This window comes from Pontibacter sp. BAB1700, from assembly GCF_000277005.1.
In the GTDB taxonomy this organism is placed as follows: Bacteria; Bacteroidota; Bacteroidia; order Cytophagales; family Hymenobacteraceae; genus Pontibacter; species Pontibacter lucknowensis.
Map to the genome: position 1 here is coordinate 1 of NZ_AKIS01000008.1, position 26,547 is coordinate 26,547.

Sequence of the window (26,547 nt, forward strand, 5' to 3'; positions counted from 1 at the left end):
CAGTAGGCATAGAACAAGCAAGAACACTATTAACTCAAGAAATCCCCCGCTGCTTTTCAGTAGCGGGGGATTTTGCTAAACAGCAGCCAGCATCTGATCTCACAGTACTTGCTGTTTCCACTGAATTTACACCTGATTACATTGGTCCTTTTTAAGCTCTGAAGACCAGATGAACTCCATAAGAGCCAGAGACTAAACATGAAAATTTATACCCTATTGCTGGCGCTTTTGCTGGCATGTCCTGTTGCAACTGTTGCCCAGACTCAAGAAAGCAATCAGCCACTGTTCAACTTCAAACGCGGTGTTGGCCTTGTGACTCCGGACAGCTCCTTCTCGATCAACATGCGGTTTCGTGTGCAAAGCCGGGCCATGTATAACTCCATTGCAAAGGACGATTTTGGAGTGTCAGAATATGAAATGCGGGTGCGCCGTCTGCGTCTGCGCTTCGAGGGTTTTATGTACTCTCCCAAACTGACCTATAACATACAACTCTCTTTCTCGCGCGGCGACATGGACTGGAGCATGCGCGACCAATCCAACATCAACACCAGCCCTAATGTGGTGCGCGATGCCGTGGTATACTACCGGCCTAACGAAAACTGGCAATTCGCTTTCGGACAGACCAAACTTCCTGGCAACCGACAGCGTGTGATCTCTTCCGGTGATCAGCAGTTCATCGACCGCTCCATCGTGAATGTGGCCTTTAACGTTGACCGTGACTTTGGTTTTCAGGCGGTGTATAGCAATCAGTTCGGGGGTTTCCACTATATGCTCAAAGGTGCTCTGACGGCTGGTGAGGGTCGCAACGTGTTCTCGACTGACAAAGGTCTGGCCTATACCGGGCGCTTGGAGCTCCTACCCTTTGGCAAGTTCACCAACGGAGGCGATTATTTTGAAGGCGACCTGGAGCGTGAACCGACCCCAAAACTTTCCCTGGCAGGTGGTATGAGCCATAACGAAGGTGCCCGCCGCACGGGTGGCCAGATCGGTCGTGACCTGTACGAGCAGACGGACATTCAAACCTATATTTTTGATGGTCTGCTCAAGTACAGAGGGATGGCCCTTTATGCCGAATATATGGCGCGGGAGGCAGACAACCCGATCACGCTCAATGCTGCAGGCGATCGACGCCACATCCTGACCGGCCGTGGACAAAATTACCAGTTGAGCTATATCTTCCCGAACAATGTGGAGCTGGCAGGTCGCTACTCCCGCATAACACCCAACCAGGAAGTGCGCTCTCTGGAAAACACCGAAGAGGCCTACCTGGCGGGCGTAACCAAATACCTGCGGGCACACCGCCTTAAGTTACAGGCTAATGTGGGCTACCACTCCTTCAATCCTTTCCTGCCCGTGAACAACGACTATCACTGGACGACTGGTGTGCAGGTCGAACTGGGGATATAGGTCACGAACAGGTATAGCAGCCTTCGGCTAATTAAATTGCGTATTCAGGATAATGTATGGAACTTGCGAGCCCTAACACTTGCGTATGGAAGAACAGAAAAACAATCCCCTGCACGGCAAAACACTGGAGCGCATCCTGGTGCAGCTCGTAGACTATTATGGCTGGGAAGAGCTAGGTTATAAGATCAACATCAATAGTTTCAACAACAACCCGAGCATCAACTCCAGTTTAAAGTTTTGCGCAAAACACCCTGGGCAAGGCAGAAAGTAGAGGAGCTCTACATCAGAACCTTCAGCTAGGACCTTACGAAAGCGATCGATATGAAAGACTACAAAAAATATTATATCATTCCGGCTGCCCCTGAGGAGGTGTATGTGGCCCTGACCAACCCMAGCACTATTCAGCTATGGACAGGCGACCCGGCAGAGATGTCGACGGAGCCGGGCTCGGAGTTTTCGCTTTTTGAGGGTAACATCGTAGGCAGGAATCTGGAGTTTGAGGAAGGCAAAATGATCGTGCAGGAGTGGTATTTCGGCGAACAGACAGACAAGTCGATTGTCACCATTAAGCTGCACCCACACAAACATGGCACCTCCGCCGAGCTGCGCCACCTCAACATCCCTGACGAGGACTATGATGACATCGTGGAAGGCTGGAACGAAGCGTACTTCGGTGCCCTGATCGAGTTTTACGAGGATGAGTTTTAGGCTTTGAGTTTCCTAGAAGTATCCGGTATCCAGGTGGATGAAGACGGCCATACCGTGCTGCACGACATCAGCTTTGAGCAGGCGAGTACGAGAAAATTGCGATAGCAGGCGAAACCGGGTCCGGCAAAAGCACGCTGCTGCAAACCATTGCTGGATTGGTGCAGGCCAGCGCCGGTCAGATCACGTTTGAAGGCAAACGCGTGATCGGTCCGCACGACAAGCTGGTGCCGGGTCATGAAGGCATCGCCTATTTGTCGCAGCATTATGATTTGCCGCAATTTCTGAGAGTGGAGCAGGTGCTGCGCTACGCCAACATGCTGCAGGGCGACGAAGCCGAAACCTTGTACGAGGTATGCCGCATCAGTCATCTGAAGCAGCGCAAGACCAACCAGCTTTCAGGCGGGGAGCGGCAGCGCATTGCCCTGGCTCGCCTGCTCAGTACCTGGCCCAGTCTGCTGCTGCTCGACGAGCCTTACTCTAACCTCGACAAAGGCCACAAGGAATTACTCAAAGAGGTTATCCACGACATCACTGAGCGGCTTGCCATTACCTGCATCCTCATTTCCCACGACCCACACGACACACTCTCCTGGGCCGACCGCATTCTCGTGATCAAAGGCGGCCGGATCATCCAGCAAGGCACACCCGAGCAGGTATACCACCACCCGACCGATACTTATACCGCTGGTCTTTTCGGTAGCTTTAACCTGATCCCTGCTGAGGCGGCTTCTGAATTCGTAGCCAAGCTAGGTATAGCACTTCAGGGCCGTGACATACTGGTTCGTCCGGAACACATTCGGTTTGTAAGCGAAGCCGCTGGCTCTTTGACTGGCACCGTGCAAAAAATCACATTTTACGGTGGATTTTACGACGTGCAGATACAACTCTCGGGCACCAGCATCAATGTAAGAACACAAGCTATACCTGCCGCTACCGGCGAGAAGGTATACCTGACTGTTGACCGGGAGCAGATTAGTTTTGTCTGATCAGGAATAGCCTCAGTCTACCATACTCCCATTCGACATTTCCCGTTCGCGCAGTACCCGCGCAGTTACCAGCAGCTGCCCTACATGGCGCATGCTGTGTTCGGCGGCGTGAAAAAGCAGGCCCATCACCGTGGACTCTACCTGTGCACGTCCTACCCTTCGGCTTTCGGTCAGGGTGTTTTCATCAGTCTGCCGTAATTGGTCCATGGCCTTATCTACCTGCTCGTTAAACTTCTGCACCAGCGTTTCGGACTGCTTGTCCTCCCCTACCGGTTTGCCTTCGGCATACAGATAGGCCAGTTGGGGCTCGCTTAACTGCTCACCACGGGTATAGGCAAAGAGTCGCTCCAGTATGCCGGTGAGGTGCTGCAGGTGATAGCCCACCGAAGCCACTCCGGCAGGTCGCTCCCAGAGCAGGTCGTCCGGGAAGTCCTGCATAAAACTTCCGACTTCTTCGCGGGCCTGCAGCAGCGCATGGGCTACTGGCTGCAGCAAAGCAGGTACGTCAGGCAGCGGACCGCGCAGCCATACTTCAAGGTTTTTGGTCTGTGTCATAAAATTAGGTTTAGGGTATACTCCTTGGTTTAAGCAGCTGCGGCAGTTCTTCCCGACCTCAGCTCACACGCACGACAACCTTGCCGCGTGTTTTACGGGTCTCTACCTGCTGGTGCGCCCTGGCCATGTCTGCAAAGTCATATACGTGCGATACATGTGCCTGCAGCCGTCCCTGGCTCATCAGGTCGGCAATCTTAGCCATATCTTCGCCGCTGGAATGCACCAGGTAATTCTTTGCCTCAATGTTGCGCTCTTTTGCCAGCGCCTGCACCTGCTCCTTGGCACCCCCAAGTATGGAGACTGATCTTGCCGCCATCCTTCAGCGTCTGGAGGGAGCGGCGCGTGTTTTCCTCTCCGAGCGAGTCAAACACGATATCCATGTCCATCACCACGTCTTCTACCTTGAAATCGTGGTAGTCGATCTGCTCGTCAGCCCCCATGTTGCGTAGAAAATCGTGGTTCTCAGCTGAGGCCGTTCCGATTACGGAAGCGCCGAAATACTTGGCGATCTGCACCGCGAAATGGCCTACCCTCCCGCAGCGGCATGAATGAGCACACGTTGGCCAGGCTGAATACCGGCCTCGTGCACCAGCACCTGCCAGGCCGTGAGAGCCGCCAGGGTGGCAGCCGCTGCCTCGTGGTGCGGCACATTAGCCGGCTTATGCGCCAGATGTGCCTCTGGTGCCGCCACATACTCGGCATAGGCTTTTCCGTGTCCCGGGAAATTTACCATCCCGAACACTTCGTCACCAGGTTTAAAATACTGCACCTCTTCCCCTACTTCCACTACTTCACCCGAAATATCCCAACCCAGAATAACGGGCGGTGTCTCCTTCAGCTTGTCGTAAAGCGACTTGCCTTCCCTGGTTTTGGTATCGACAGGATTTATACTCAAAGCCCTGACTTTTACTAACACCTCGTTTTTATCTGGCTTGGGTCGGTCCGTTGCTTCCAATTGCAGTTTGTCTGGCCCTCCCGGTTCATGTAAAATGTATGCTTTCATAGTTTGAAAATCTTATCCTGTACCAAGATTATTTTAAACTGAAGCCAGAGCAAAAAGTTGTACCGACAGGTATAGGAGTCTCCGTAATGTACCTGACATTTGCAGCTGCAGCAGATTATACCTAATATGCATACGCAATAAACTCAATCAATAAACCTATGCCAGCATACATTATAGTAGAGGTGGAAGTAAAAGATCCTGCCACTTACGAAGAATACAAAAAACTAACACCGGGCTCCCTAAAACCATTTGACGGCAAGTTCATTGTGCGCGGTGGCGCTACGGAGCTACTGGAAGGTGAGCAGGAGCCACAGCGCATCGTGATCCTGGAATTCCCAACCATGGAAAAAGCCAAAGCCTGGTGGTCGTCAGAAGAATACGCCCCGGCCAAAGCCCTGCGCCAGAGCGCCTCCAGCACACGCATGATCGCGGTAGAGGGATTTTAAGCTTTTCCTGTCATTTCGACCTTTGGGAGAAATCTGAATCATGTCTCAGGCTTTGAAATCATTCAGATCTCTCCTATTGTCGGGATGACAGATTAAACAAATCGTTCCTTAGACTGAAATTGGAGGTAGAGACAGATTACGAATCTAACTTCTTTTTATCGCGCCGATTCAGATAGTCCAGCGCCTCTTTCACAGAGATAAGGTCGTTGCGGTCGTGGTAGCAGCGGATGCGCTCCATCTCACCGGCGATGAGCCCGGCGCGGGTGTCTTCGAGCTTGCCCTGCGAGTGGGTCACTTCCTCCTGCCAGGGCATGGGCTTGCCTGGCAGACTGTACAGGTATAGCGACGGGTGCTCTCGCAGTGCAGCTGTAATGGCTGTCATAAAAGCACGTGGCTGTTGGAACGGAGCAGCCGTTACCACCATTCTTTTATAGCCCTGCTCCCTGGCGTAACGCACCGCCGAAGTTGCCTCGATCAGGGTATGGAGCATCTCTGTATCTTCGGGCACGGGCGGTACAGGTATAATTTGCTCCGCTCCTATACCTAGCTTTTTCATCTCCTCTTTCCATACCTCAAATCCGGGGTAGCCGCTCATGGCTTTGGTTCCGAGGCAGAGCACCTTATCGGTGCGGCCGCTTTGCAAAAACTGATGGGCTGTTTCAAAGGCCGCCTGCTGATTGTCTTCGGTCTGGCCGAACAGAAACAAACCGTCTACCGGCTCTTCAGGTATTGTATCGCAAAGTGCGCGAATGATGAGTTCTTCTATCATAGCTCCGCTTATACGCAATGTAAATGGGCAAGGTATATCCCCACAAAATTGCCTAATTTTGTACATGATCAAAAAATACCTGCTACCTCTCACCATCCTTTTATTTAGCAGCATCCCTGCCATGAGCCAAAGCAAACCTGAAACGCCTGCCGTTGTGAAACCGGTAGAGCTGCAATTGAAAGGCTACAACAGCCGCGACATTGATCTGTTTGCCAGCGCCTTCAGCGACACCGTGAAGGTATACCGCCAGCCCGGCGTGCTCACCTACCAGGGCCGCGACGAACTGCACAAGCGCTACGACGCCATGTTCGCCAGCACCCCGGACCTGCACTGCGAGATCGTGAACCGTATTGTGGCAGGCGACGTGGTGATCGACCAGGAGAAGGTGCAGCGAAAAAAAGGTGAACCGCGCACCGACGCCATAGCCGTATACCGCGTAAAGGATGGCTTGATCGTAGAGGTGACTTTTATACCGCCTTACAATACCCAATAAATGACGAACCAGATAGACAGTATCATATTTGACCTGGACGGCACCCTCTGGGATGCTGCCCAGACCGTGGCCAAAGCATGGAGCGCCGCCCGCCAGAAAGTTGACTTTGAGATACAGGAGATCACACCTGACAAGATCCGCTCCATTGCCGGCACGCAGCACAACCTGATCTTTGATATGCTTTTCCCGCACCTGGACCAGGCTCAGCGCCAGGAACTGATGGAAGTGAGTGGTAAAGAAGAAATGGCCCATATCCGCGCGCATGGAGGCGACTTGTACGAGGGCCTGGAAGAAACCCTGCAGTACCTGCACGGCAAGTACCGCCTCTTTATCGTGAGCAATTGCCAGGACGGCTACATCGAGGCTTTTCTGGAGCGGCACGACCTGGGCAGGTACTTCGGTGACTTCGAGTGCTCCGGCCGTACTGGTGACCCGAAGGATGTGAACCTGAAAGCCATCGTGGAACGCAACAACCTGCAGGCACCTGTGTATGTAGGTGACACCCCCGGTGATCTGGATGCCGCCCGGAAAGCGGGCGTTCCGTTTATACACGCCGGTTACGGCTACCGCGAAGTGGATGAGTATGAGCACCGCCTGGAGCGCATCAATGATCTGACCACGCTTTTCTAGCAGCTCCGCTATGATCTATGAAGCCCAGCCTGAGGATATTGATGAGTTCTACGAGCTCTGGTGCCTGCTGCTCGATCTGCATCAGCCCACCATGCCGTATTCCGCTTTAAGCCGGGCAGCGAGCAGGCTCTGAAGGCAGAGCTGCTCCACCGCCTCAAGGACAAAAGCACCCGGGTGTTTGTGTACCAGGATGCGGATACCTGGGCAGGTATGCTGGTAGCCAGTCTACGGCCCGGCTCGGCAGGCTTCAAGCTATCCAGCAAAGGTTACATTGGCGAGACGGTGGTGTGTGCCGGATATCGGGGCAAAGGCATCGGCAAGGAATTGTTTGAGGCCGCCCGCAAATGGCTCAGCGACCGGGGAGCCGATCACCTCGAGCTCCAGGTGTCGGTGCAAAACCCGAGGCCATCCGCTTCTGGGAATCACTGGGCTTCACCCCCTCTACACAGCACATGGTGCTGCCTCTGCAGGAGCCGGGAAATTCGAGAAAAAACTAAGCCGGAACCGAAAACTGAAGCTGGGGCGCTTCGTAATGCTAAGAAGGTAACACCGCATGTTGCCTTCCCCCTAACAGCTTTCACTTACGATTACCATGGTTCTAAAATCACGCACCCTTGCGCCCTTTCTGGCGCTTTTATTGTTGCTCACAAGCGGCTGCGACAAAGAAAAAGAAGAAGAAATGCCGATCCCTGAGTCCCCTGTGTATAACAAAGAGGTGGCCTTCAAAATTTTTACGGAAACAGATTACAGTGAAACCCGCTGGCAGGACTCTAAATTGAACCTGACCCTCAGGCTGCGCCGCATCAGCACCACCCTGCCCAAAGACGAGATCGTACTGGACACTACCTTCGGTTGGATGCCATTCCAGGAGCTGCCCCTCAGAACTGCGCCCCTGCAGCTGGACCAACAACTGCGGGAAATTCATAAAGAGCAGGACCGGCTGGTGCTGGACGTAACCAAAACCGTATCCATCAACGGCTACGAAACAGTGTTTCACTACGACCAGACACTGGACCATGACAAGCGACAGGAGACAGTAGAAGTCAAACTCTAGTTAACTGGCACCTTAGCGCCGCAGTTCGTATACCTTGTCGTAGAGGGTTTCCGATACCTTACGGAAAACTGAAAAACCAGCTGCTGTGGATGCTCTATGCAGTTCGTGCTCGTGTCCGTCAATACCACGCTCTACCCGGTATATGTGCTCTTCCAAAACAGGCAATACTTTGGAAGAGCGCAGGCGCTGGTACTGTTCTTCGCTTACGATGCTGCTGTCTTTGGCTTCCGCTATCACCAGCACACCGTCTGCTTTGAGTACCTGGTAACATTCAGATAGCAGATCCTGTAGGCTGTCCCCCATGCAGTTCAAAGTTTCGATAAGCGTGATCAGGTCATACTCGTAAGCATACACCTGTTCTTCGGTGGCCCACTCAAAGTGCGCATTCACGATATGCTTCTCTTTGGCAAGCAGATTAGCCCGCTCTACAGAGGAGTTATACCTGTCATAACCCAGGAAGGTAGATTTAGGAAACACGCGAGCCATCACTAGCGTCGAAGCACCGTGGCGACCGCAGCCCAGGTCCGCTACCAGTATACCTGTTTCCAGTTTTTCAGAAAGTCCTTCCACAGCAGGAATCCAGTCATGCAGCAGACTAGCCAGGTACTCCTCACTGAAAAACCGCCCAGATACATCTTCAGGCAATAAGTTAATTCCTTTGGCGTGGCTACTTACTGTTGGCAGTATCATATCATGGGGTTTGCCATACTGGTCCCCATTTCCTTTCAGGAAACGGTTGCCTATGTAATGGGGGCTGGTTGGGTCGGTCAGCGCAATGGCATGCGCCTCGGGTAGGCAGAAAGTATCGGTCTCTGGTTCGTGCAGTAGGTAGCCATCTGCAGCAAGGCTGTCCACCCATCGCTTGACCAGTTTGATGCTGGCTCCGGCGCTTCGGGCAATCTGACCTACAGTCATAGGTCCTGCATTGACCATCGCTTTGTAAAGCCCCAGTTGACTGCCCAGAAAAGACATCCTGACTCGCTCGGCAGCGCTCAGGTCATCCAGTACGTGGTGTGCAAAATCCTCTACCCGCTCCGGCCTGACCTGCTCTCTATTAATTGTATTCTCTTTCATAGCAGTAGTGTTTAGTTTGAAGATAACACCTTAAAATTAAAACACTTACAATTGAAAGTATTGTATGAATTTCGGAATAATTTGTGCAGACTAGAAGTTTTTGCGAATCTCTAGTGGAGTCTGCCCGGTTTTGCGCTTGATGAAGTGGCTGAAATGGGACTGGTCCTCAAAATGCAGCGCATAGGCGATCTCAGCTATACTCATTTCTGTATGGCTGAGCAGCGTACGAGCTTCCTGTAAGAGCCGGTTTTGGATCATTTCGTGCGGGGGCTTGCCGGTGGTGCTTTTCACAACATCAGCCAGGTGCTTCGGTGTGATATTGAGTAAGCTGGCATACTGCTGCACCTCGTGCATTTCGCGGAAGTGCTCGTCAACCAGGTGCCGGAAGCCGCTTGTCAATTGCACGGCACGGGTAGCTTTCTCTTTGATGTAAACTGTGTACCTGGCTTTGTAGCAGTCACGGATGAGCAAGAGCAGGATATGAATATAATTTCGGATCAGTTGTGTTTTCTCCCTCGAATGGCCATTGTACACTTCTATGATATCCTCAAAAGACCGCTGCAACAGTTTGCTTTCGTATGAGGTGAGACTGATGACATGCTCAGCATCCAGATCAAAGAATGGAAATTGTTCTGACAGGGCTCCCTGCATGACTGGCTCCAGAAACTCCGTTGTAAATTCAATACAGAAGCCCCTGCAGTCTTTGATGTTAGTGGAAGCATAAAGCACATTGGCCGGCACAATGACCAGATCATGCGGCATGAGCCAGCGGTGCTTATCATCAAGGCGTATATCGTGGAGGCCATCGAGGAGGAGGTAGATCAGGTTAAAGTTTCTCCGCAAAGCTGGAATCCCCAGCTTTGGGTCAACATGTTGGTGCCTTTCCTCCATACGCCCTGGCAGGAACTGAAGGCCCGGATCATAGGGCCGTGTATCGTGGTTTATTTTTCTTTCAAAGGCAGCAATTGTTTCAAAGGTCAATATTTCATTTCTGGGCACAAATACCTTGTTAAATTTCCCTACATACCCTCCATCGTCTATTTCGCCCGTAATGTGAAGGATGCTCTCCCCGCCAATCGCTCTTTGTTCTCACTTGAGCCTGTTACTCACTGAAAACCGCAGGGTTTCTCTATTTATCATAACATCATTTCACCAAAAAAAGTAGCAATTTTTATACATTTAGTTAAAGCATAGATCCGCTTTTGGGTGAATCGCACTGAGACACTGATATAGGGCCATAAAGCGTAAGTTAACAAAACCTGTAGCAGAAAAGGGAGCAAATTAATTGCATCAAAATAGGGACAGAGCGAGCCAGCCAAATGCACCGGCCAGTGCCCTGCCAGAAGCGTAGGCAGCATATTGGCTGCCAGGATGGCCTTGTAGTTCTGGATGTTTGCCACTGATGCTGCCGCGATAATATTGAACAGGCAAATGGCATTGCCCAGTCCGGCACCACTCAGCTGCAGCGCCAGGAGCACATTGGGATTGAGCCCCAGCACCGCGGCCGTCTCGAGTTGCGAAGCCCCGAACACGACGTTGGAAATGGTGGTGCTGCCTGTGATGAAAGCACCCATAATGCCCACAAAAGGTGCAAACACGACATAGGCAGGCCCCAGGCCGCTTAGCATTTCAGAAATGTACCGAACCATGGAAGGCCGCGTGACACCTGAATGGATCATCAGTTGGGCAATGGCGATGGAAGGGAAAAGCACGGCAAACACGGCCAGCATCTTTTTGAGTGGCTCTGCCAGGTAGAGGGACTTACTCCGGCACAGCGCCGCAACCCCCAGCCCCACCGCTGCAAAAGGCAGCAAGGGGGAGGCAAGCGGCCTGATGGCAGCCCGTATACCTGTACCGAACATGTTTTCAAAGGCCAACTCCCAACCAAGCCAACTCCGCAACACAGGAGAGAGCTTTGGCAACAGCAGCATTATTGCGAGCAGCGCATAAGGTAACCAGGGCTTCAAATCGATCTTTACATTTTTCTGCCGCAGGTATAGCACTGACAGCCCCAGCATGGTCAGGGAAGCCAGTACGGTGGCTAGCTCGGCAGCCAGCCAGGCCAGCAGTAAAAAAGGCAAGGCAATGAACAGGTATAGCAACAACACCTGCCTGCGGTGCTTCAAGTCGCCATGGCTGCGTACCACCATCCGGAATACCAGCCAAAGGATCAGCAGCCCAACGAGCACATTGATACCTGCCGCCATCCAAGCGATATCGCGTATGGCAGCATCAGGCAGGCCCAGAGGAGCTTGCAGGCCTGTGAGCAAAGGTGTACCGACGGCCCCGAAAATAGCGAACAAGCCATCGAAAAGCAGCACCACCGCCACCGAAAGCACGGCATCAAAACCCAGGGCGATCAGTATAAGCGGCACAATGGCACCCGGCGTACCGAACCCAGCCACTCCCTCAAAAAAAGCTGTCAGTCCGATAGCCAGCAGAAAAAAGCGTAACTCTTTAGAAGGGTGTAATTGATCGAGCGAATGTGTGATCTGGTTGATCAGACCATTCCGGGACATGATGTTGTAAAGGAAGGTAGCACCCAGTACAATCATCAGGATATTGATGGTCGTGAGCAGCGACGCCCCCATTGCAGCCAGAAAATGTGCTGCCGTAGCGCCCCAGTAAAAGAACAGCACAGTCGTGAAGATCGCCCCAACTAGCACCGCCACCTTCACCCCTCTGGTAAGGGAGAGCACGACCAGCAGCAGAATAGGCAACAGGGAGAGCAGATAAGGCATCTTGTCGATCGATAGCGAAGGTAGAGAGGTATAGCTTAGGCCTTTACTTCATTTTCCAATTGCCGTCCTTGTTCAAAGTCAGCAATATTTTGCAAAGTAATGCCTGCTATGCTTTCAAGGGCGTTGCTGGTGAAGAAGGCCTGGTGTCCCGTGATCAGCACATTGTTGAACGAAAGCAGCCGCATGAACACGTCGTCCTGTATCACGCGGTCTGACAGATCTTCGAAGAAAAGATCGGCTTCCTCTTCGTACACATCGATGCCCAGGTATTTGATCTGACCACTCTTGAGTGCGGCAATGACAGCTTTGGTATCCACCAGGGCACCCCGGCTGGTGTTGATGAGCATCACACCCGGCTTCATTTGGGCGATGGTTTCTTTATTGATAATATGGTGGGTTTGCGGCGTAAGCGGACAGTGCAACGAGATAATGTCGGAGTTGGCGTAGAGGCTGCTCAGGTCGGTGAATTCTATACCTATCTCGTCAAATTCACCCCGCTTCTCAATGTCATAGCCCAGCACGCGGCAGCCAAAGCCCTTCAGAATTTTTGCTGTCACAAGCCCGATCTTTCCGAGTCCGATCAGGCCAACAGTCTTGCCATTGAGGTCGAAGCCCATCAGTCCGTTTAGCGCGAAGTTGCCTTCTTTCACGCGGTTGTAGGCGCGGTGAGTTTTGCGGTTGAGCGTCAGGATGAGCGCCAGGGTATGCTCTGCTACCGAGTAAGGCGAATAGGCTGGTACACGCACCACTTTCATACCCAGTTCTGCAGCTGCACCAAGGTCTACGTTATTGAAACCGGCACATCGCAGCGCAATCAATTTCACTCCCTGCTCTGCCAGTAACCGCAGCACTTCGGCATTGGCGGTGTCATTCACAAATATGCAGACAGCCCCATAGCCATTGGCCAGCACAGCGGTGTTCTTGTTAAGCGGTACCTCCAGATAGCTGAGTTTGTGCTGGTGCGATTTGTTTGCGGCATTAAAAAAAGTGCTGTCGTATACCTTGGAGCTGAAAAAGAGTACGTTCATATCGCGACGGTTTTGATAAGCAGGTATAAGACTATACGCAAAACCTCCGGTGGGTTATACCTGTTCTGTTGCCAGGTATAGCTTGCCACTCTGAGCGTACCTGACAATGCCTGTGTCCAGGAGTTCACGCAGCAATTCGGTTACCGAGTCGGTGTGCCTGGCTTCGAACTGCTGCACGAGCTCTTTCGGCAGCAGATTTTTGGACTGCACCACTTCCAGCAGCTTCTGCCGCAAAGCCTGCTGCTCCTCCCCTTCCCGCTCCTTCTTGCGCTGCGCCAGGCAGTAGTCGCAGATGCGGCAGCTCTTGTCACTGACTTCGGCAAAGTACTCCAGCAGCAACTGTGTGCGGCAGCGGTCGGTGGTCTCTACATAGTGGGCCATTTCCTGGGCCTGCTTCATGGCACGGTCGCGCAGTTGGTCCAGCTTTTTGTGGTTGAGCGGCAGGTTGGCGGCATCCAGGCGGGGCGCCGTGAAGACCAGCTGCGGTGCATCGTGCTGCGGTTCGTACACCAGTACCTGCAGCTTGTGCAGGTACTCGAGTTTGCGGCGCACTTCCTGTTCCGGTTTTTTGAGCTGTTCGGCCAGTTTGCGCTCCGATATCTTCACGAAGCCCGTAAAAGCCTCACCCCCATACATGCGCAGGATCAGGCGCAGCAGGGCGTCGTGCTCGGCATTGGCCACCTGGAACTCGTAAAGCGCCATGTTGTCGAGTAGCAGGTATAGCCGCGACGGGCTGTAATAAGCTTCGTTGAGCTGCACGTAGCCTTCTCCTTCCAGCCGCTTGATGGCGTGGTGGGTTTCGAGGGCCGACAGTTTATAGTTCTTGGAGAAAGCAGCCAGGTCGAAATCGAAACTGCCCATAAAGCCGCTGCCCACCGCAATCTGGTAATAATTGGCCAGACACTGGTATACCCGCCGGATCAGCTCCAGTGGCGGATGCGCCTCCTTCACTTTCTGCAGCAGGTCTTTGGTGTCGCTCGGGCCGTAAAGTAGCGTGGCATAAGCGTACTTTTCATCGCGACCGGCACGTCCTGCCTCCTGGTAGTAAGCCTCCAGGCTTTCCGGCAGATCAAGGTGCACCACCAGTCTTACATCGGGTTTATCGATGCCCATCCCGAAGGCGTTGGTTGCCACCATTACCCGCACCTTGTCCTCGATCCAGGCCTGCTGCGTCTTGTTGCGCTCCTCGAACTTCAATCCCGCATGGTAGGCTGCCGCAGGTATACGCCGGCTCTGCAGGAAGCGGGCGATCTCAACCGTCTGCCTCCGGCTGCGCACATACACAATGGACTGCCCCTGCATGCGCTGCAGGATCTCGAGCAGACGACCTACTTTGTCTTCGGTATAGAGGCATGAGTAAGACAGATTGGCCCGGGCAAAGCTCTTGACAAACACATTCTGCTTTTTGAAAGCCAGTTTCTCCTGTATATCGACGCGCACTTGCTCGGTGGCCGTGGCCGTGAGGGCCAGCACAGGTATAGCCGGCAGCGTTTCGCGCAGGGCGGCCAGTTCCAGGTATGGCGGGCGGAAATCGTAACCCCATTGCGAGATACAGTGCGCCTCGTCCACCGCCAGCAGGCTCACCTTCATCCGCTTCACCCGCTCCTGAAACAGGTCGGTCTGCAAACGCTCCGGAGACAGGTATAGGAACTTGATATTGCCATACACGCAGTTGTCCATCGCGATGTCGATCTCGCGGCGGTTCATCCCCGAGAAGATAGCTACAGCAGGTATACCGCGCTTCTTAAGCTGCTCCACCTGGTCCTTCATCAGCGCGATCAGCGGCGTGACCACGATACAGATTCCCTCCATGGCCATGGCCGGCACCTGAAAGCAGATCGACTTGCCCCCGCCCGTCGGTAATAGCGCCAGCGTATCCTGCCCATCCAGCACCGAGCGGATAATATCTTCCTGCAGCGGCCTGAATTGGTCGTAGCCCCAGTAGGTTTTAAGTATGTGGTGAATGTCTTGCAAGGGTGTGTGCTTTACAAAGGCGAAGATAAGGTATATCGGCTAAACTAGCTGCCAGGCCTGAGGCAGGACTTGGAAAAATACGGCGACAGGTATAAAAAAACCCGCCTCTATAGAGGCGGGTTTTTAAGTGCGGTATGTTTCAAATTAAGCAGCGGCAGACTGACCATCTTCACGGTCTTCGATCACCTTCTTCAGCTTATCGATCGCCTGTGCGGCACGCTCTTCGTCAAATCTATTGATGTTGAGCAGCATCTTCGTTTTCTCCTGGCGTGTGATTACCGGGTTGTTCAGCAGTCGGATGATTTCCTCTTTCTGCTTAGCCGATGCATAACGCACACCAGCTACCTGCTCATCAACCTCCGTCTTCTCAGCCACAGGAGTGGCAGAGGCGGCTTTCATGGTTGCTTTCTTCTCGGTTGGCACAGCTGGCTTAGCAGATGATTCGTTGCCGCCATAGTCCATTTCCTCTACCGGAGTTGGCTCGTAGCCGGCCGCGCGGATGATCCAGGCCAGAATATTACGGTATGCTTTACCAATAGCCCGGGTCTGCGCCATAGAGGCAATCGCAAATTCTTGGTAGTACTTCTTGCCCTGCTCTTTGTTGGAGCAAATCGCAAAACCGGCACCCACCACCTGCTGACTGCGTAGGTCTAGCAGGTTTACCTTCGCCTGGTATTTAATTTCCTCGTCGGTGCTGATGTTTACCACATGCTCTACTACCGGCAGGATACCCAGACGAGATCCGGCGTACTGCCAGCCTTCTACGTTCACGTACTCTTTCCCTTGTATATTTTGATATAACCTGTTCTCTTTTATAAACTTAGCCAGGTCAACAGCTAAGTGAAGCGTCTCATCAGATTTAGCTATATCATAGCTTTCAACCTCGGCTTCTTCTCCACTTTTGTCTCTTTATTCACTTGACTCATACTTTCGTTAGTTTTCATGTTTTAGTATATATATCAAACATACCTGCTCCTGAAATGGTGCAAAAAAACTAAAAAAAATATCCATTATAAACAATTGATAATCAGTTGTTTATAAAATAATTTTAGCCAGGTATATTTCCCCCGAAACCAGCCTCTGTTTTAGCACAAAAAGGCAAAGGGGGGATATATTGTACGTGAAAACTGCAATTGAGATAGTCGGGTGAACACGAAAGCCAGTCAAGACAGAGGGCATGGGAAATATTCGCCCAGGTGATGGTCGCTTATAGCACTGTAAACAGCGGATAAGGTATAGCTTAGGCCCTTACTTCCTGCACGATCAAGCCGTCTTTCATGATCAGGGTGCGGTCGGCCATGGTAGCCAGCTGCTCGTTGTGCGTCACGATCACGAAGGTCTGGTTGAACTCGTCGCGCAGCTTAAAGAAAATCTCGTGCAGCTCCTGGGCGTTTTTGGAGTCGAGGTTACCGCTGGCTCATCAGCGAAAATGATGCGGGGTGAGTTGATCAGGGCACGAGCCACTGCCGTGCGCTGCTGCTCCCCTCCCGACATTTCGGAGGGCTTGTGGTGCATGCGGTGGCTCAGGTTGAGCATACTCAGCAATTCGGCGGCCCGTTCAGTCACCTCCAACTCCGGACGACCGGCCAGAAAGCCCGGCAGGCAGGCATTTTCGAGGGCTGTAAACTCGGGCAGCAGGTTATGGAACTGGAAAATGAAGCCAATGTGCCGGTTACGGAAACGTGCCAGTTCAGTCGGATTGAGGCGGGAAATGTTCTTGTCATCGAACAGCACATCGCCGCTGTCAGCTGAGTCGAGCGTGCCCAGGATGTGCAGCAGCGTACTCTTGCCGGCACCGGAAGCACCTACAATAGAAACGACTTCTCCGGCATGGATGGTCAGGTCAATGCCTTTAAGGACTTCTAGCGAACCGTATTTTTTGTGAACGTTGACTACCTGCAGCACAGCTTAACGAATTGGTTTGAAAGTGTTGGACCTTCCAAAGCTACAAAACAAAAGGTATAAGTGCGGTACCTGCTCCCCAAAATTTAGCTTCAGCCTTCCGGTACGACCGGATCTAGGGGCTTGCTGTGCCTGTACTGCCCCCGGCACCAGCTGCCTTAGTTGAATCAGGCCGTTCGAGGACATCCTTGATGTATACTTCCTGCACGATCACCATGACGACTGCCAGCAACGGTGCTGCCAGAAAAAGTCCCAGCCCACCCTGCACGATGCCCAGCAGCACCTGGAAGAACAGCAATAGCGCCGGAGGCAGTGCCACTGTTTTCTGAAAGATAAGAGGCGTCAGCACATAGCCTTCTATACCCTGAATGATACTGTAGACCAGGAGTACCTGCAGCGCCATCTGCGGACTGTCCAGCAAGCCCAGCAGGATGGGTGGCACCCCCGCTATGATAGGCCCTATGTTCGGAATAAAAGCAAAGAAAAAAAGCCAGCAGCGCCATCAGCAGTGCCAGTTCCAGCCCTATGATCGTAAAGCCCAGCCATACTGTCACTCCAATAAGGCACATGGCCAGAAACATGCCCCAAAGCCACTGCCGCAGGGTATCGTAGCACAGGCTGAGCACCTCGTATACCCGGTTGCGCCTCATGACCGGAAAGAGCTTCACAAAGCCTTTGGTGTAGAGCAGCGGGTTTGCCGCCAGAAACAAGCCTGTGATCAGAACGATCAGTAAGTCAGTAAAAATGCTCAGCGTGGAAGTGAACATATTGGTGACGCGAGAGAAGATGGCTTTAGACTCCGGTATCATCTTGCCCGTTCCATTTTCCACCTCGTGGAGCACCTGCTCGCCCCATGTGGTCTCCCGCAGTTTATCTTTCAGATCTTCCCAGGCCTGAGGTATGGAATCGCCCATTTCATTGACCTGCTCCCCGACCGTGGGTGCCACAATGAAGCCCAGGCCGACCAGCATCCCAAAAAGCAAAATGGTTACAATAGTCAGGCTGAGTCCCCTTCCAAAGCCTGTTTTAGCGCTCACCCACTCTGACAGGCTCGTGAAAAGCACCGCCAGCAGTATACCTGCGAACACCAGCAGTAGAAAATGCGTGAGCTGTATGAACAGGTAAAAGGCTGCCGCCACCAGAAAGAAAATAAAAGCGGCCAGTGCAATTCGGCGAGCATATGTGTAGATGTCTTGCATGTAGCGTTTCTGAGGAATGCAATGTATCCATATCGGATTATGTATATTACTCAGAAACTATATCCATCGTTGCAAAGCAATCATTTGGGAATCTTTATTTATGAACACACCAGCATTGCTCACAATGGTAAAAACATTGCAATTATCTGTTTCCGATAAACGCAACTTTATACATAGCATCATAATTTCCTAAGCAGAGGTATGGCAGCAACACAAGGTTCCTGAGAAGGAAAAAGCTGCTAAACTGAGTTGACAAGTACTAAGCTTATAAAATCCGGCCTGCCACCCTATCCTCTTTGCTGATAGAAAAGAAGGTTCGTCCTTAATTGGCAAAAGGTATAAAGCACAAACAGTGAAAATTATAGCAATCATTATAAAAGAATAGTTATATTTACATATTCTAATCGCCTCCACTGCATTAGAGTGCATTGCCAAAAACTGGATGAACCTACCAGGTTGCCTAATTTCAGTTTACGCTTGCAATCGCTATCCTCTGTCTGCAGAGACCAGATAAGGTAAAGGAGATTTTACGAAGCAGTATACATTATACACGTTGTACCTTATGCCTACTATCACATTAGAAACGGTTATCGATGCCCCAATATCCATTTGCTTCGACTTATCCAGAAGTATAGACCTGCACGCTATCTCGACTCGTCATTCCGGCCAGCAAGCCATTGCCGGTGTTACAACTGGTCTGATAGGCTACAACGAAACAGTTACGTGGAGAGCGAAGCATTTTTTCCTTTGGCTTAACATAACCAGCCGGATCACGATTTTTGATCAGCCCCGCTACTTCGCCGAAGAGATGGAAAAGCGTTCCTTTATAAAATTCAAGCACGAACGCTATTTTGAGGAAACTGCTGAAGGCTCCATCATGGTTGATGTCTTTAATTACATATCTCCTTTCGGAGCATTGGGAATCATGTTAGATAGGCTGTTTCTTCAAAAATATATTACCGCTCTGCTCCAGAAGAAAAATAGAGTAATTAAACATTTTGCTGAGACAGGCAGGTGGAAATCTGTATTAAAAGGGTATTCTGACACTCCCCGGTCTTATCAGTCTAAACCTGACAGGCAAGTGTTAGCGCATGCCTGATCCCAGGTGCACATGAGTAGGATAATCCCCGAACATTAGACACCTCTCTTCATTTAGGTATGTAATTGCTTACAAGGCTGCACCTGAGGATCCCGTCTGATAGCATGTAGCGTCTTGGCCAGCCATAGCGCTGTGCACTTCCGTTTATATTTTAAAAACCTATTACTTGAATTTAAGCCGATAAACGATTACTTTCGTGCGACCATTAAATTGAAAGCATGAACATACACGAATATCAGGCTAAAGAAATTCTGAAAAGCTACGGCGTTCGCATACAGGAGGGCATCGTGGCAGATACGCCAGACCAGGCTGTAAAAGCGGCAATGAAACTGACCGAGGAAACCGGTACAGGCTGGCACGTGATCAAAGCGCAAATTCATGCGGGTGGCCGTGGTAAAGGCGGTGGCGTGAAACTGGCGAAGAACCTGGATCAGGTGAAGCAGATCGCAAACGACATCCTGGGCATGACCCTGGTAACGCACCAAACTGGTCCTGAGGGCAAACTGGTACAGAAAGTACTTGTAGCGCAGGACGTATACTACCCTGGCGAATCTGATCCGAAGGAGTACTACCTGAGCATCCTGCTGGACCGCGCCAAAGGCCGCAACGTGATCATGGCCTCTACTGAAGGTGGTATGGACATCGAAGAGGTGGCTGAGAAAACTCCTGAGAAGATTATCAAAGAGTGGATCGACCCGGCTATCGGCTTGCGTCCATTCCAGGCAAATAAAATAGCTTTTGCATTCGGTCTGCAAGGCGAGGCTTTCAAAGAGATGGTGAAGTTCATCACCAACCTTTATAAAGCTTATGTGGAGACAGACTCTTCTATGTTTGAGATCAACCCTGTGTTGAAAACTTCAGACAACAAGATTCTGGCTGTTGACGCGAAAGTTGACCTGGATGACAACGCCCTGTTCCGTCACAAGAACCTGGCTGCCTGCGCGACATCACGGAAGAAGATCCGTTGGAAGTAGAGGCAAGCGAGTCGAACCTGAACTATGTGAAGCTGGACGGTAACGTTGGCTGTATGGTAAATGGTGCCGGCCTTGCGATGGCAACCATGGACATCATCAAGCTTTCTGGCGGTGAGCCTGCTAACTTCCTGGACGTAGGGGGTGGGGCAAACGCACAGACGGTTGAGGCTGGTTTCCGCATCATCCTGAAAGACCCGAACGTGAAGGCTATCCTGATCAACATCTTCGGCGGTATCGTTCGTTGCGACCGTGTTGCCAATGGTGTAGTGGAGGCTTACAAGAACATCGGTGACATCAGCGTGCCAATCATCGTTCGTCTGCAGGGAACCAACGCCGAAGAAGGCGCCCGCATTATCGACGAGTCTGGCCTGAAAGTATACTCTGCCGTAGCATTGAAAGAAGCTGCTGAGAAAGTGAAGCAGGTATTGGCTGAAGTAGGAGCTTAATTCCTATAGCACATAAAACAGAAAGGGCTGCCATCACTGGCAGCCCTTTCTGTTTTTATACAATCTCTAACTCTACATTGATGTTGCCCCGCGTACCGATCGAGTAGGGGCATACCTCATGTGCTTCGTCCACGAGCTCTTTTGCTTTGTCCTTTTCAAGTCCCTGCAAGTGCACCTCCAGCTTCACTCCCAGTCCGTATTTACCTTCTTCTGACTTGAGCAGATCCACATGTGCTTTCACAGTAGATTCGGGATTAAGGCGGATGTGATGCTTACCGGCAACCAGCAGTAAAGCGCTTTGGAAGCAGGCCGCATAGCCCGCCGCAAATAACTGCTCTGGGTTGGACTTTCCCTTCTCCCCTCCCAAGCCCTCAGGTAATGAGAGTGGCATATCAATAACTCCGTCAGACGACGTCACATGGCCTCGGCGGCCTCCTGTAGCAGTTACCTCTGCCGTATATACTTTTTCCATAGCTTTCTGATTCTGTTTGCTTGATCCTAAGTATTATTTAGTAACTCCCAATTTATCCATATTGTTTTAGGTATGAACTAATTATGTATTTATATCAATGCTAAACCTGCTGGATCTGCTTTTCTGAATTATAATTATTGATCCTAAAATTTCCTTTTTAGCGCATTGTTCCTATTTTTGCAACACGGAGAGCACCCGTAGTTCAACTGGATAGAATATCGGATTTCGGCTCCGAGGGTTAGGGGTTCGAATCCTCTCGGGTGCACATTACAATTTAGAGCGCCAGCTACTGCAGAAGTGGCTGGCGCTTTTTTGTTGAATACAGAATTGAGTGCCGCTATAGGAAATAGCTATTTACAGAAGAGATAGCAAGTGCGATGACATAGATCAGGAGCAACCATCTGAAAAGCCTCTTCCTGCTAATGTATCGCTTCAGGATCGGGTAAAATAAGAAGTAGGCAAAGCCTGTTACTACTAGTATATAGAGAAGCGCTTTTAACACTTTTTAAAGTAAAATGGTAAGATCACATTTGGAGTGATCAGAGAAAAACATAGAATACCAAAGTTAAGAAATCAAGCCAGTTGACAGAACTTTGTAGGACAGAAAATTATAACCCTTGGAAGAGCCTATGAAAAAACCAGGTCCACAGCAGCATGAACTGTTGCGCGCACTCACGCTGAAAGACGCAGTGGGTGTCGGCTTGGGCGCGATAATAGGTGCGGGTATATTTGTGGTGACAGGTGTGGCCGCAGGTATAGCCGGTCCGGCTTTCCTTGTCGGGTTACTTTTTGCCGGAATCATCGCTGCCTTCAATGGCCTGTCTTCAGCACAACTGGCGGCGATATACCCACAGTCGGGTGGCACTTACGAGTACGGTTACCGATTGCTAAACCCGGCTTTTGGCTTTTCGGCCGGATGGATGTTCCTGATCAGCAAGCTTTCGGCGGCAGGGGTCGTGGCCATTGGGTTTGGGAGCTACTTTTACCAGCTTGTTCCGATCCACTCTCCCCTTGCGCTCTCACTGGCGGCTGTGGTGTTCCTGACGCTTGCCAATTACTTCGGAATTAAGAAAGCCGGTATGCTGAACCTGGCGATCGTATCCTTCACCCTGCTTGCCTTACTATACCTGGTTTTCAGCGGAGCGCCTGCTATGGAACAGGAAAACTTTCAGCCTTTTGCGCCATTTGGTATGGCAGGTATAGCAGAAGCTTCGGCATTGCTCTTTTTTGCCTTCACTGGATATGCCCGCATTGCCACGCTGGCCGAAGAAGTACAGGAACCCCACAAAACAATTCCCCGCGCCGTTATCATCACCATTGTTTCGGCTATATTATTGTATGCGGCTGTGTCGCTGGTAGCGGTAGGCGTGATCGGGACAGAAAGCATGGCAGGTAGCAAATCGCCGCTACAGGTGGCTGCCGCTTCGCTCAACACTCCTGCCATTCGACCTATCATCACTTTGGGTGTGCATCCACCGCCATGCTCGGCGTACTGCTGAGTCAGATATTAGGTATAAGCCGGATGCTGCTGGCTATGGGCCGCCGCCATGATTTACCGCCTGTATTTGAGCGCGTGCATGCCCGTTACCGGGTACCGCACGTGGGCATTTTCCTTACAGGGGCCATCATTCTTTTGCTCACAATCGCGGGCTCCTTTGAATTTATTCTGCGCTCGGCTTCCTTCACAATTCTGCTCTACTACAGCATTACCAATATAGCCGCCCTGCGCCAACCTGCCGACGAACAGTTGTATGGTAAAATTATTCCTGTGCTGGGTTTGATTGGCTGCCTAGCTATGTCTGTATCTTTACCTTTAGCAGTGATTCTTTCAGGCATAGGCCTGCTTGGGGTCGGCTTTGCACTTCGGTTCGTTTTTCACAAAGTATACGATAAGTGATTTGCATTAAAATACTTTTGAGCTCAGGCATAACTCCTGCAAAAGAAATGAAACTATAATGCCTGAAACAGTATTGCAGCAATGCAGCGTTTTTGCTATGTTGCATAAAATTTTCGGGGTGTAGCGTAGCCTGGTATCGCGCCAGCATGGGGTGCTGGAGGTCGTGGGTTCGAATCCCGCCACTCCGACGAAAGAGAAGTCTTCTATGCTATAGAAGGCTTCTCATTTCTAGTATAGGCTGAAGCTACTTAGGATGGAATTTCACTCACCAGCCTTTCTATACCTTTTTCAATCTGCTCCCGCAGTTTTTCAGGTTTATCAGAAATAACACGCTCAGCCGTACCCTGCCATACCAGTTCGTTCTGCACAGGATCAACCAGGTGTACCGATACCGTGCCCACGCTGTAGCGCCCGACTTCTACCTCCCTGCTCTGCCAGGTATAGCGTCGCTGTCCTATGTAGCGGGGCGGGTCAGATATGATATCCGTTTCCCTGGTTTGTACCTGCCTGTCTACCACTATACCCAGGTTGATGAGGAGGTCGGCTTCTTCTGTCGTCGGTGCCTGCTTCAGGCCGCGAAGTTCCAGCTGTCGGGCCAATTCCTGCTTCAGGAAGTGTACATGCCCCTGATAATCTCGTCCCGTCTTCTCTAAGTCGGTATCTACATCCATGAAGGCAAACTGACGGTAAGTGCTCAAACCGAAACCGGGTGCCGGCTCAGAGTGGATACTGGTGGAAGAGCTACATCCCGTGAACAGCCAGAGCAAAAGACAAGCAGTACTTAATATTAGTTTTCTCATTTCCGAAAGTTCTTAGATCATCACACAGGAAATAATCTATATACGTGAGCAGTAATCTGAGAAGTATGCGTTGATTGCGATTTTTATATTTAACTTAGCACCTAACCTGCTACTACAACTATTCCGCGATGTAAAATATCAGCATCGTTTAAACCATACGTCCACAAGCTACGTTTTGCCCTCCATGAACACAACGGCACAAGTACTCGAAAAAAACAAGGAACGCATCCTGGAAAAGTGGATGCAAAATCAATTGTCGGATGCGTCACTCCGTGATGATCTGATGACAAGTGATGAACTACAGCGTCAATCAAAAGAGATGCTCGACGGTCTGCTCAGAGCAGTTTCTAAAGGAAATCACGATAACATCTACGACACGGAGTTTGAGCAGGTAACTGACACGCTCCGCGATATTTCTATTACCAGAGCAAGACAGGGATTTAGTCCGCGTGAAACCGGAACCTATGTGCTAAGCCTGAAGCAGGCATTGATTGAAGTACTGGTTGAGCAGCGTCAGGATGACACCAGCACGCTCTACATGGAGATTATGCAGCTCAACACGCTGCTTGACAACCTGAGCATCGTTACTTTCGAGACGTTTATCAAAGGTCGCGAAGAAGTTATCCTGCGTCAAACAGACGAAATCAGTGAGATATCGACGCCGGTAATTCGTGTATGGGACGGTATACTGGCCCTACCGATTATAGGCACCTTGGACAGCGCCCGCACCCAAATAGTGATGGAAAACCTGTTGCAGGAAATCGTGAATACAGGCAGCAACATCGCCATTCTCGACATTTCCGGAGTACCTGCCGTTGACTCGTTGGTAGCACAACACCTGATCAAAACGGTAAGTGCGACCCGCCTGATGGGTGCTGAGTGCATCATTAGTGGTATACGCGCTGAAATAGCGCAAACCATCGTGCATCTGGGCATCGACCTGTCTAACATCAAAACAAAAGCCAGCCTAGCTAGCGCATTGCAGCTTGCCTTCAGCATGACGAACCTCGAAGTGCGCCGCAACGATAAAAATAAAGGCTTAAACATAATGCGCTAACACTATGGAAAGGATACCAATACTCAAAATGGGCCCTTTCCTGCTGGTTACCATTCAGATCGACCTCTACGACAGGCTGGCCCTGACATTGGAGAACGACCTGATCAACATGGTAAGCCAGACGGGAGCACGGGGTGTACTGATCGACATTTCAGCTGTCAGCATTGTCGACTCTTTCATGGGTCGCATCTTAGGCAACATTGCCTCCATGTCGCGCATCATGGATGCTGAAACGGTGGTGGTGGGTATGCAGCCTGCTGTGGCCATCACACTTGTAGAACTAGGCTTGACACTGCAGGGTGTACACACTGCCCTGAACGTGGAAAAAGGCATGGAGCTGCTCAACACAAAACTGATCGGTAACCTAGAGCAGGACGAGGAAGAGGAGGAAGATCAGAATGATCGTAATGACTAAAGACACGATGGAGATCGTGCGGGAACAGGATGTGGTCCCCTTTCGGAACCGCGTCCGGGAGTTTAGCACGCGCATCGGTATGAGCTTAGTGAACCAGACGAAACTGATTACTGCAGCAAGCGAACTGGTGCGTAACATGCTCAAGTACGCCAGCGGCGGCAAAGTAATCCTCGAAATAATCAGCCACAATGCCAAAACCGGCGTAAGACTTACCTTCAAAGACGAAGGTCCAGGTATAGCCGACATAGCTTTAGCCATGCGCGACGGCTTCTCTACTGGCAGAAGCCTTGGTCTTGGTCTGCCCGGCGCTAAACGATTAGTCAACGAATTCGACCTTAAGAGTAATCCGGGAGAAGGCACAACTGTTACTGTCATCCACTGGAAACATGGACGTTAATCAACATTACCGCTTCGTAGTACCTGACCGCAGCTACGCTAGCCTCACCAAAAAAGACATCACCCGACTTGCTGAAAGCTTTGCCTTACCGGAAGGTGCTGTAGGCAAAGTCAACATTATTGTGTCGGAGATGCTCTCCAACCTGGAAAAGCACACGACGCACGGTGGAGAGCTGCTGGTTAAGGCCATCGGCAAACCTATTTATGGCATTGAGATCATATGTCTGGACAACGGGCCCGGTATGAGCGATCCCGGTCGCATGCTGGAGGATGGCGTGTCCACATTCGGGTCGGCAGGTGAAGGTCTCGGGGCCATTCAGCGGCAGTCTGATGTGTTCGATATCTACTCACTGCCCCAGGTTGGCACTGTGATCTTAGCGCAGGTATACAAATCGAACCGATCTATACCTCCTGTCCGGCGCTACGACATCGGCAACATCATGGTACCCAAACCGAAAGAGATAGACTGTGGCGATGGGTATGCAGTCATTCATCATGAACGGGGAGCTTACCTGCTGGCACTCGATGGGCTTGGGCATGGCACACATGCGCAGGAGGCTGCACAGCTGGCCGTTAAGACGTACTGTGACAAACCGATACCCGACCCAGCTTTGGCCTTGCAGGTCATCCATACGAGCATCCGACGCACACGAGGCGCAGTGGGTTTTGCAGCCAACATCGATCTCAGTCAGAACAGGTTCAGTTACTGCGGCATTGGCAACATAGCCGGTAAACTTTACTCTACGGAAAGCCCGCTGGGCAACATGCCTTATAAGAATGTGATTTCGTACAACGGTATACTCGGGCACAATATCCCGGGGACTTTCAATAATCAGCACCTCGATTGGAACCGTAACAAGATACTGATTGTGCACAGCGACGGACTGAAATCACGCTGGGACCTGAGCCGCTACCCTAATTTGAGCCGGCACTTACCTACCACTATTGCGGCTGTACTTTACAAAGACCATAGCCGACAGACTGATGATACGCTCGTTCTTGTATGTAAAGCAAAGCCATAG

The 26,547-nt window shown here is 51.2% G+C and carries 29 protein-coding genes, 2 tRNA genes and 4 pseudogenes; 19 read left to right on the plus strand and 16 right to left on the minus strand.

Annotated features, from left to right (window positions below; all coding sequences use genetic code 11):
• Positions 1–198 precede the first annotated feature (198 nt).
• From O71_RS01165 to O71_RS01180, 4 genes and pseudogenes are all read left to right on the plus strand, one after another.
• On the plus strand, positions 199–1,407 hold the full coding sequence (locus tag O71_RS01165; protein WP_007652400.1) for a porin: 1,209 nt from the start codon (positions 199–201) through the stop codon (positions 1,405–1,407).
• Between the two features lie 85 nt (positions 1,408–1,492).
• A pseudogene (locus O71_RS01170) lies at positions 1,493–1,632 on the plus strand (VF530 family DNA-binding protein); the annotation flags it as partial.
• A gap of 96 nt (positions 1,633–1,728) precedes the next feature.
• A complete protein-coding gene (locus O71_RS01175) occupies positions 1,729–2,115 on the plus strand; it encodes an SRPBCC domain-containing protein (protein ID WP_007652404.1) in 387 nt (128 codons plus the stop codon).
• 146 nt (positions 2,116–2,261) lie between these two features.
• On the plus strand, positions 2,262–3,101 hold the full coding sequence (locus tag O71_RS01180; protein ID WP_237717655.1) for an ABC transporter ATP-binding protein: 840 nt from the start codon (positions 2,262–2,264) through the stop codon (positions 3,099–3,101).
• Between the two features lie 12 nt (positions 3,102–3,113).
• On the opposite strand, the gene O71_RS01185 is transcribed toward O71_RS01180, so the two are convergent.
• From O71_RS01185 to O71_RS24920, 4 genes are read right to left on the minus strand one after another with little or no spacing between them, the layout of a single operon-like run.
• The gene (locus O71_RS01185; RefSeq protein ID WP_007652408.1) at positions 3,114–3,656 is read right to left on the minus strand and encodes a DinB family protein; all 543 of its coding nucleotides are present in this window, start codon (positions 3,654–3,656) and stop codon (positions 3,114–3,116) included.
• Positions 3,657–3,714: 58 nt separating this feature from the next.
• Entirely contained in the window at positions 3,715–3,927 is a 213-nt protein-coding gene (locus O71_RS26215) for a zinc-binding dehydrogenase (RefSeq protein WP_007652410.1), read from the minus strand.
• The gene (locus O71_RS26220) at positions 3,896–4,171 is read right to left on the minus strand and encodes a zinc-binding dehydrogenase (protein ID WP_007652411.1); all 276 of its coding nucleotides are present in this window, start codon (positions 4,169–4,171) and stop codon (positions 3,896–3,898) included. The genes O71_RS26215 and O71_RS26220 overlap by 32 nt, the downstream gene beginning before the upstream one ends.
• 11 nt (positions 4,172–4,182) lie before the next feature.
• On the minus strand, positions 4,183–4,659 hold the full coding sequence (locus tag O71_RS24920; protein ID WP_007652413.1) for an alcohol dehydrogenase catalytic domain-containing protein: 477 nt from the start codon (positions 4,657–4,659) through the stop codon (positions 4,183–4,185).
• A 158-nt stretch (positions 4,660–4,817) separates the two neighbouring features.
• Between O71_RS24920 and O71_RS01195 the strand changes: the two genes are divergently transcribed.
• Positions 4,818–5,105 (plus strand): DUF1330 domain-containing protein, encoded by a 288-nt coding sequence (locus O71_RS01195; RefSeq protein WP_007652415.1) that lies wholly within the window; start codon positions 4,818–4,820, stop codon positions 5,103–5,105.
• Between the two features lie 136 nt (positions 5,106–5,241).
• Here O71_RS01195 and O71_RS01200 read toward each other — a convergent pair whose 3' ends face one another.
• Positions 5,242–5,874: a YdcF family protein gene (locus tag O71_RS01200; protein ID WP_007652417.1), complete on the minus strand. Its 633-nt coding sequence runs from the start codon at positions 5,872–5,874 to the stop codon at positions 5,242–5,244.
• A 121-nt stretch (positions 5,875–5,995) separates the two neighbouring features.
• Between O71_RS01200 and O71_RS01205 the strand changes: the two genes are divergently transcribed.
• The 4 genes from O71_RS01205 to O71_RS01220 are packed head-to-tail and all read left to right on the plus strand — an operon-like array spanning position 5,996 to position 8,051.
• Positions 5,996–6,367 (plus strand): nuclear transport factor 2 family protein, encoded by a 372-nt coding sequence (locus tag O71_RS01205; RefSeq protein WP_237717651.1) that lies wholly within the window; start codon positions 5,996–5,998, stop codon positions 6,365–6,367.
• Positions 6,368–6,997 carry an HAD family hydrolase gene (locus O71_RS01210; protein ID WP_007652420.1) on the plus strand — a complete coding sequence of 210 codons (630 nt, stop codon included), beginning with the start codon at positions 6,368–6,370 and terminating at the stop codon, positions 6,995–6,997. It begins immediately after the preceding gene.
• Between the two features lie 60 nt (positions 6,998–7,057).
• Positions 7,058–7,690: a GNAT family N-acetyltransferase gene (locus O71_RS01215; protein ID WP_007652421.1), complete on the plus strand. Its 633-nt coding sequence runs from the start codon at positions 7,058–7,060 to the stop codon at positions 7,688–7,690.
• A complete protein-coding gene (locus O71_RS01220; RefSeq protein WP_007652422.1) occupies positions 7,677–8,051 on the plus strand; it encodes a hypothetical protein in 375 nt (124 codons plus the stop codon). Before O71_RS01215 ends, O71_RS01220 begins: the two co-directional genes overlap by 14 nt.
• A 12-nt stretch (positions 8,052–8,063) precedes the next feature.
• Here O71_RS01220 and O71_RS01225 read toward each other — a convergent pair whose 3' ends face one another.
• The 9 genes and pseudogenes from O71_RS01225 to O71_RS01260 form a co-directional block, all read right to left on the minus strand.
• Positions 8,064–9,125, minus strand: coding sequence for a methyltransferase domain-containing protein (locus O71_RS01225; protein WP_007652423.1), 1,062 nt, complete (start codon positions 9,123–9,125; stop codon positions 8,064–8,066).
• Between the two features lie 90 nt (positions 9,126–9,215).
• Positions 9,216–9,968: an AraC family transcriptional regulator gene (locus O71_RS01230; protein WP_234986387.1), complete on the minus strand. Its 753-nt coding sequence runs from the start codon at positions 9,966–9,968 to the stop codon at positions 9,216–9,218.
• A gap of 293 nt (positions 9,969–10,261) precedes the next feature.
• Positions 10,262–11,866 carry an L-lactate permease gene (locus tag O71_RS01235; protein WP_007652426.1) on the minus strand — a complete coding sequence of 535 codons (1,605 nt, stop codon included), beginning with the start codon at positions 11,864–11,866 and terminating at the stop codon, positions 10,262–10,264.
• 35 nt (positions 11,867–11,901) lie between these two features.
• Entirely contained in the window at positions 11,902–12,894 is a 993-nt protein-coding gene (locus O71_RS01240; RefSeq protein WP_007652427.1) for a 2-hydroxyacid dehydrogenase, read from the minus strand.
• Positions 12,895–12,948: 54 nt separating this feature from the next.
• Positions 12,949–14,868 (minus strand): ATP-dependent DNA helicase RecQ, encoded by a 1,920-nt coding sequence (locus tag O71_RS01245; RefSeq protein ID WP_007652428.1) that lies wholly within the window; start codon positions 14,866–14,868, stop codon positions 12,949–12,951.
• 144 nt (positions 14,869–15,012) lie between these two features.
• Positions 15,013–15,639 carry a hypothetical protein gene (locus O71_RS01250; RefSeq protein WP_007652429.1) on the minus strand — a complete coding sequence of 209 codons (627 nt, stop codon included), beginning with the start codon at positions 15,637–15,639 and terminating at the stop codon, positions 15,013–15,015.
• Between the two features lie 469 nt (positions 15,640–16,108).
• Positions 16,109–16,773 (minus strand): annotated as a pseudogene (locus O71_RS01255) (ABC transporter ATP-binding protein).
• Between the two features lie 112 nt (positions 16,774–16,885).
• Positions 16,886–17,212 carry an AI-2E family transporter gene (locus O71_RS26950; RefSeq protein ID WP_369750844.1) on the minus strand — a complete coding sequence of 109 codons (327 nt, stop codon included), beginning with the start codon at positions 17,210–17,212 and terminating at the stop codon, positions 16,886–16,888.
• 43 nt (positions 17,213–17,255) lie between these two features.
• Positions 17,256–17,969 (minus strand): annotated as a pseudogene (locus O71_RS01260) (AI-2E family transporter); the annotation flags it as partial.
• A 562-nt stretch (positions 17,970–18,531) separates the two neighbouring features.
• Between O71_RS01260 and O71_RS01265 the strand changes: the two are divergent.
• A complete protein-coding gene (locus O71_RS01265) occupies positions 18,532–19,068 on the plus strand; it encodes an SRPBCC family protein (RefSeq protein ID WP_007652432.1) in 537 nt (178 codons plus the stop codon).
• A gap of 218 nt (positions 19,069–19,286) precedes the next feature.
• Positions 19,287–20,488, plus strand: a pseudogene (gene sucC / locus O71_RS01270) (ADP-forming succinate--CoA ligase subunit beta).
• A 55-nt stretch (positions 20,489–20,543) separates the two neighbouring features.
• On the opposite strand, the gene O71_RS01275 reads toward sucC, so the two are convergent.
• Entirely contained in the window at positions 20,544–20,960 is a 417-nt protein-coding gene (locus O71_RS01275) for an organic hydroperoxide resistance protein (protein ID WP_007652433.1), read from the minus strand.
• A gap of 191 nt (positions 20,961–21,151) precedes the next feature.
• Here O71_RS01275 and O71_RS01280 point away from each other — a divergent pair.
• From O71_RS01280 to O71_RS01290, 4 genes are all read left to right on the plus strand, one after another.
• Positions 21,152–21,225: transfer RNA gene (locus tag O71_RS01280), tRNA-Arg, on the plus strand.
• Positions 21,226–21,589: 364 nt separating this feature from the next.
• Entirely contained in the window at positions 21,590–22,459 is an 870-nt protein-coding gene (locus tag O71_RS01285; RefSeq protein WP_255345327.1) for an APC family permease, read from the plus strand.
• Positions 22,460–22,482: 23 nt separating this feature from the next.
• A complete protein-coding gene (locus O71_RS26225; RefSeq protein WP_007652435.1) occupies positions 22,483–22,857 on the plus strand; it encodes an APC family permease in 375 nt (124 codons plus the stop codon).
• Between the two features lie 114 nt (positions 22,858–22,971).
• Positions 22,972–23,045 (plus strand) — tRNA-Pro (locus O71_RS01290).
• A 60-nt stretch (positions 23,046–23,105) separates the two neighbouring features.
• On the opposite strand, the gene O71_RS01295 is transcribed toward O71_RS01290, so the two are convergent.
• Positions 23,106–23,657 carry a DUF4136 domain-containing protein gene (locus tag O71_RS01295; RefSeq protein WP_040573402.1) on the minus strand — a complete coding sequence of 184 codons (552 nt, stop codon included), beginning with the start codon at positions 23,655–23,657 and terminating at the stop codon, positions 23,106–23,108.
• 184 nt (positions 23,658–23,841) lie between these two features.
• Here O71_RS01295 and O71_RS01300 point away from each other — a divergent pair, with 184 nt between their 5' ends.
• The 4 genes from O71_RS01300 to O71_RS01315 are packed head-to-tail and all read left to right on the plus strand — an operon-like array spanning position 23,842 to position 26,547.
• Positions 23,842–24,714 (plus strand): STAS domain-containing protein, encoded by an 873-nt coding sequence (locus O71_RS01300; RefSeq protein WP_007652437.1) that lies wholly within the window; start codon positions 23,842–23,844, stop codon positions 24,712–24,714.
• A gap of 4 nt (positions 24,715–24,718) precedes the next feature.
• The gene (locus tag O71_RS01305) at positions 24,719–25,129 is read left to right on the plus strand and encodes an STAS domain-containing protein (RefSeq protein ID WP_007652438.1); all 411 of its coding nucleotides are present in this window, start codon (positions 24,719–24,721) and stop codon (positions 25,127–25,129) included.
• Positions 25,122–25,526 carry an anti-sigma regulatory factor gene (locus O71_RS01310; protein ID WP_007652439.1) on the plus strand — a complete coding sequence of 135 codons (405 nt, stop codon included), beginning with the start codon at positions 25,122–25,124 and terminating at the stop codon, positions 25,524–25,526. Before O71_RS01305 ends, O71_RS01310 begins: the two co-directional genes overlap by 8 nt.
• The gene (locus tag O71_RS01315) at positions 25,516–26,547 is read left to right on the plus strand and encodes a hypothetical protein (protein WP_007652440.1); all 1,032 of its coding nucleotides are present in this window, start codon (positions 25,516–25,518) and stop codon (positions 26,545–26,547) included. The genes O71_RS01310 and O71_RS01315 overlap by 11 nt, the downstream gene beginning before the upstream one ends.